The sequence below is a fragment of the Streptacidiphilus anmyonensis genome (assembly GCF_000787855.1).
In the GTDB taxonomy this organism is placed as follows: Bacteria; Actinomycetota; Actinomycetes; order Streptomycetales; family Streptomycetaceae; genus Streptacidiphilus; species Streptacidiphilus anmyonensis.
The window spans coordinates 45,638-50,134 of record NZ_BBPQ01000052.1 but is presented as its reverse complement, the minus strand read 5'-3'; the positions used below and the strand labels follow the sequence as shown (position 1 = coordinate 50,134).

The following is a 4,497-nucleotide window of genomic DNA, read 5'->3' as shown; positions in this document are numbered from 1 at the left end:
CCGTATCGGGATGGGCGGTTGCGAGCCTCCGGCGCGGGCCCCGCCGGTGGGCTGGTTCTCGAAGTCCTTCAGCGGCAGCCGGCTGCCGCAGCCGGCCGTGAGGGCGAGCAGGCTCGCGCACGTCAGCAGCGCGAGGACGGACCGGGCCGTCCTCGCGCGCGCGGCGCGGTGCCGAAGAGGCCTCACGGACTCATCCTGTCAGCGGTCCCTTCGTCTGTCAGGAGCAGCCCGGTGTCAGGAGCAGCCCGGGACCGGCGAGCTGCCGGCCTTGAGCTGGAGCAGGCCGCACAGGGTGGTGTCGCCGACCTTCCAGACGCCGCCGTCGAGGACCGACTTGCCCTTGCTGCCGCTCAGCGCGACGGCTCCGGAGAGGCAGACGTTGTAGGTGACGTCGGCGGTGGTGGCGCTGGTGAAGTCCACGCCGGTGACGGCGACGGTGGTCTGCGCCGCCTGCGGGTCGCCCGCGAAGGCCTGCATCGCCGGGGCGAGCTTGTCGGCGTTCTGCAGCAGGCCCATCTTGGCGCTGATGGCGGTCGAGGGGTCGAAGAACTGCGCGTAGTCCCCTGCGATCTTGCTCGCGGCGCCGGCCGTGTCGGCGGGACCGCTGCCGGCGACGGTGGGCGTCGTGGCGCCGCCGCAGGCCGCGGCCTGGCCGGCCGGGGCGCTGCTGGACGTCGCGGGGGTCGTGGGGGCGGCTCCGCCGCTCGGTGTCGCGCTGGGCGCGGTGGTGCTGGTGCTGCTGCAGGCCGCGGCGAGCAGCAGCACGGCCGAGCCGGCCGCGGCCCGCAGGACCAGGGATGCACGTTGCATGATCGGTCACCGCCCTGTCGTGAACTGCACTGTCGTCGAAAATCTGACTTACCATCAGATCCGCCTCACCAAGCTAGCGCCGCGGGGATCGTCAGGAACCCTCCAGGACGGGTATTGATGAGGGAACGTGACCATTCGCCCGCCGGGACCGTGATCGGGAGAGGACGCCATGAAGCTGCCGCCGTTCGGGGGACGGGGCCTGCGCGGTCGGCTGGGTCCGGCCGTCGCGGCGGCCGGGGCGCTGCTGTGCGTGCTGGGCTGGTACGGCGTCTCCGGGGAGCGCTACGCCGAGCGGCAGCTGCCGTACCTGGCCTCGGCGACGATCCCGGGAGCCGCGCTGATCGTGGCCGGTGCGGTGCTGCTGGCCCGCCCGGACGAGGAGGAGGCGCGCGAGCGGGCGGCGGGCGACGAGGAGACCCGCAGGCAGCTGCGGCTGCTCTACGAGCTGCTGGTCGAGGAGGCAGGCCGGACCGCGGCCGCGGGCGGCGGCTCGCCGGGGGGCGGCAGCGGCGAACAGAACGCCCCGGCCCCGGGGAGGTTCTGCTATCTGCCGAACGGCCGCACCTACCACCGGACCACGTGTCTGCTCGTCGAGGGGCGCGGCGACGCGCTGCCGGTCACCCCGACCGGCGCGCAGGAGCGCGGGCTGCGCCCCTGCCCGCTGTGCACTCCGGCCGAGCCGCCCGGCGGACCGGACGCACCGTCGGCCCCGGGGGCCTGAATGTCCTCGCTGCCGCTCGACCTGGCGCAGGCCGGACTGACCGTCGGAGCCGCGGCGGCGTTGTCCGGGATCGGGCTGGTGGTCTGCTACCGGGCCACCGGCGTGCTGAACCTCGCCCAGGGCGCGATCGCGATGATCACCGCCTACGCGGTGCGGCAGACGATCGTGGTCTGGCACTGGCCGCGGGCGCTCGCGGTCCCGGTCTGCCTGCTGGTCTTCGCGCCCGCGATCGGCTGGACGCTGGACGCGACCGTGTTCCGGCGGCTGCAACGGCGTGGCGCGGGGCCGGTCGAGACGCTGGTGGCCTCCCTCGGCGTGTTCGTGCTCCTGGTGGGGGTCGCGTTCCTGCTGTGGGGGCCGACGCCGCTCGGCGACGCGCCGAGCCTGCTGCCGTCCTCACCCTGGGCGGTGCTGGCGGTCGTGGCCGTGCTCGGCGCGGCCGTCACCGTCGTCGGACGCTGGACGCCGTTCGGCACCCAGGTCAGGGCGGTGGTCGACAACCGGCGGCTGGCGGAGCTGTCAGGCGTGGACGCGGACCGGGTCTCCTCCGTCGGCTGGGCCTTCGGCGCGTTCACGGCGGGGCTGACCGGCGCGGTGCTGGCGCCGGGGCTGCGCCTCGACCCGTACGGGCTGCCGCTGCTGGTGATGGAGACGATGGCGGTCGCGGTGATCGCGGGCCTGCGCAGCATCGGCGTCGCGGTCGCCTCGGCGCTGGCGCTGGGCGTGCTGCAGAGCGAGCTCACGCAGTTCCATCCGGGCGGCTGGGCGCAGTCGCTGCTCCAGGCCGTCGGGGCGAACCTGTTCGTGCTGGCGCTGCTGGTGGCCGTGCTGGTGCTGCCGCTGCGGTTCGCGGGCTCGGAGCGGCGCGCCTACCAGGCGGTGCTGACCGGTCCGCCGATCATGGCGGCGAGCGAGGCGTCGCCGCGGGCCTTCGCCACCCGGATCGGCTGCGCGGCGCTGCTGCTCCTGCCGTTCGCCTTCCGCCCGGACGACCTGCGGGCGGCGCTCCAGGTCCCGGCGCTGGCGCTGGTGCTGCTGTCGATCGTGGTGGTGACCGGCTACGGAGGTCAGGTCTCGCTGGGGCAGGCCGGGTACGCGGGGCTCGGCGCGCTGTTCACCGGACTGCTGGCGGGCGGCGGCGTCCTCGGTCTGCCCGCCTTCCCGGCGCCGGTGGCGCTGCTGGTCGCCGTGGTGATCGCGGCGCCGCTCGGGCTGCTCGTCGGCTGGCCCGCGATCCGACGACGCGGACTGGCCCTGGCGCTGACGACGTTCGCGGTCGGCACGGCCATCAGCCGCCTGGTCTTCCAGCAGCCCGCCGCCACGACCGGCGTGGTGCTGGACCGGACCGGGCTGCTCGGGCAGGACCGCTTCTTCTACGGCCTGGAGCTGGCGCTGCTGGCCGCCGCCCTGCTGCTGGTGCGGGCGCTGCGGCGGGGCCGGATCGGTCGGGCGCTCGGCGCGATGCGCGACCACGAGGCGGGCGCGGCGGCGGCCGGGGTGGACGTGCCGCGGCTGAAGCTGCTGGCCTTCGTGGTCGGCGCGGCGCTGGCGGCACTCGGCGGCGGACTGCTGGGTCTGGGCGGACAGGCCTTCGACCCCAACGCCTTCGACCCGGTGCTGGGCCTGATCTGGTTCGCGGCGGTGGTCGTCTTCGGTGCGGACAGCGCGGTCGGCGCGGTGCTGGCGGCGGCGCTGCTGGTCGGCCTGGACAGCGGCACGGTCGCCGGACTCTCCACGGTGGTGGTCGGCGCGCTGGCGCTGCTGCTCGGACGGATGCCGCCGGGCGGTCTCGCGGGGCTGGCCCGCCGCTGGGACCGCGGGGCAAGCGCATCGGACCGGGCGACCGCCCTGCCCGGACCCGGCGAGATGCGGCTGACGGCGCTGGGCCGACAGCTCGCGGCACGGCTGCCCGTGCCCGCCCCGGCCGCCGCGCCCTCGGCGGAGGCGGCGCTGCCCGGGTTCCCCGCGCTGCCTCCGCTCGCGGGCGAGCGGCTCACCGCGCGCAACGTCACCCGCCGCTTCGCGGGCGTCACGGCCGTGGACGGGGTGACGCTCGCCGTGCCGCCGGGCCGGATCACCGCGCTGACTGGGCCGAACGGGGCGGGGAAGTCCACCCTCTTCGACTGTCTGAGCGGCGCGGGCCGCCCCGACGGCGGCCAGGTGCTGCTCGGCGGCCGCGACATCACCCGGCTGCCCGAGCACGCCCGCGCCCGGCTCGGCCTGGCCCGCACCTTCCAGCAGTTGGCCGTCTTCCCCGGGCTGACGGTGGCGGACAACATCCGGGTCGGCGCCGAGCAGGCCGCGTCGGGACGGCTGGCCTCCTCCGCCGTCGAGGAGACGGAGGCGGTGCTGCGGCTGCTGGGCCTCGCCGTCCTGCGCGACCACCCGGCGGCGGATCTGCCGACGGGCACGCTGCGACTGGTCGAGCTCGGCCGGGCGCTGGCCATGGCCCCGACCGTGCTGCTGCTGGACGAGCCGGCGGCGGGCCTGGACAGGCGTGAGACGGCGCTGCTGGTGGAGCTGCTGCACCTGCTGGCCGACGGCGGGCTCGCGCTGCTGCTGGTCGAGCACGACCGGGAGCTGGTGGACGAGTTGGCGAGCGGCGTGCACGTGATGCGGGCCGGGCGGGCGGAGTTCCAGAGCGGCCGGGCAGTGGACCGCACGCGCGGGGCGGGCGGAGTGAGCGGGGCGGGCGGAGTGAGCGGCGTCGGCGGGGTGGCTCGTGACGCCTGAGCTGGAGGTCGAGCTGCGCGGGGCGCGGGTGCGGTACGGGCCGCTGGAGGCCCTGCACGGCGTGGACCTGGCGGTCCCGGCGGGGGCGATGACGGTGCTCGTCGGGAGGAACGGAAGCGGGCGCAGCAGCGCGCTGCACGCGGTCGCGGGCGTGGTGCCGCTGACGGCGGGCCAGGTGCTCTGGTACGGCGGGGGTGGAGCAGCGCACGCACGCGAGATCACCGCTCTCGACA

General features: G+C 76.1%; 4 protein-coding genes and 1 pseudogene. 3 read left to right on the top strand and 2 right to left on the bottom strand.

Annotated elements, in window-relative coordinates; genetic code table 11:
* Together TR50_RS49290 and TR50_RS31270 are read right to left on the bottom strand one after the other, a co-directional pair.
* A pseudogene (locus TR50_RS49290) lies at positions 1-186 on the bottom strand (hypothetical protein); the annotation flags it as partial.
* Between the two features lie 48 nt (positions 187-234).
* The gene (locus TR50_RS31270; protein WP_052441571.1) at positions 235-810 is read right to left on the bottom strand and encodes an MTB12 C-terminal domain-containing protein; all 576 of its coding nucleotides are present in this window, start codon (positions 808-810) and stop codon (positions 235-237) included.
* Between the two features lie 169 nt (positions 811-979).
* Here TR50_RS31270 and TR50_RS31265 point away from each other — a divergent pair, with 169 nt between their 5' ends.
* The 3 genes from TR50_RS31265 to TR50_RS31255 all read left to right on the top strand — a co-directional run.
* The gene (locus TR50_RS31265) at positions 980-1,531 is read left to right on the top strand and encodes a hypothetical protein (protein WP_042429920.1); all 552 of its coding nucleotides are present in this window, start codon (positions 980-982) and stop codon (positions 1,529-1,531) included.
* Complete coding sequence (locus TR50_RS31260) at positions 1,532-4,264, top strand: ABC transporter permease subunit (protein ID WP_063775181.1); 2,733 nt, start codon at positions 1,532-1,534, stop codon at positions 4,262-4,264.
* On the top strand, positions 4,254-4,497 hold a 244-nt coding region (locus TR50_RS31255), incomplete at its 3' end, for an ATP-binding cassette domain-containing protein (RefSeq protein ID WP_042429917.1). The genes TR50_RS31260 and TR50_RS31255, both read left to right, overlap by 11 nt.

Excerpts from the sequence above, each read along its gene's own strand:
- TR50_RS31270 (WP_052441571.1), bottom strand. The coding sequence starts at position 810 with ATGCAACGTGCATCCCTGGTCCTGCGGGCCGCGGCCGGCTCGGCCGTG.
- TR50_RS31265 (WP_042429920.1), top strand. The coding sequence starts at position 980 with ATGAAGCTGCCGCCGTTCGGGGGACGGGGCCTGCGCGGTCGGCTGGGT.
- TR50_RS31260 (WP_063775181.1), top strand. The coding sequence starts at position 1,532 with ATGTCCTCGCTGCCGCTCGACCTGGCGCAGGCCGGACTGACCGTCGGA.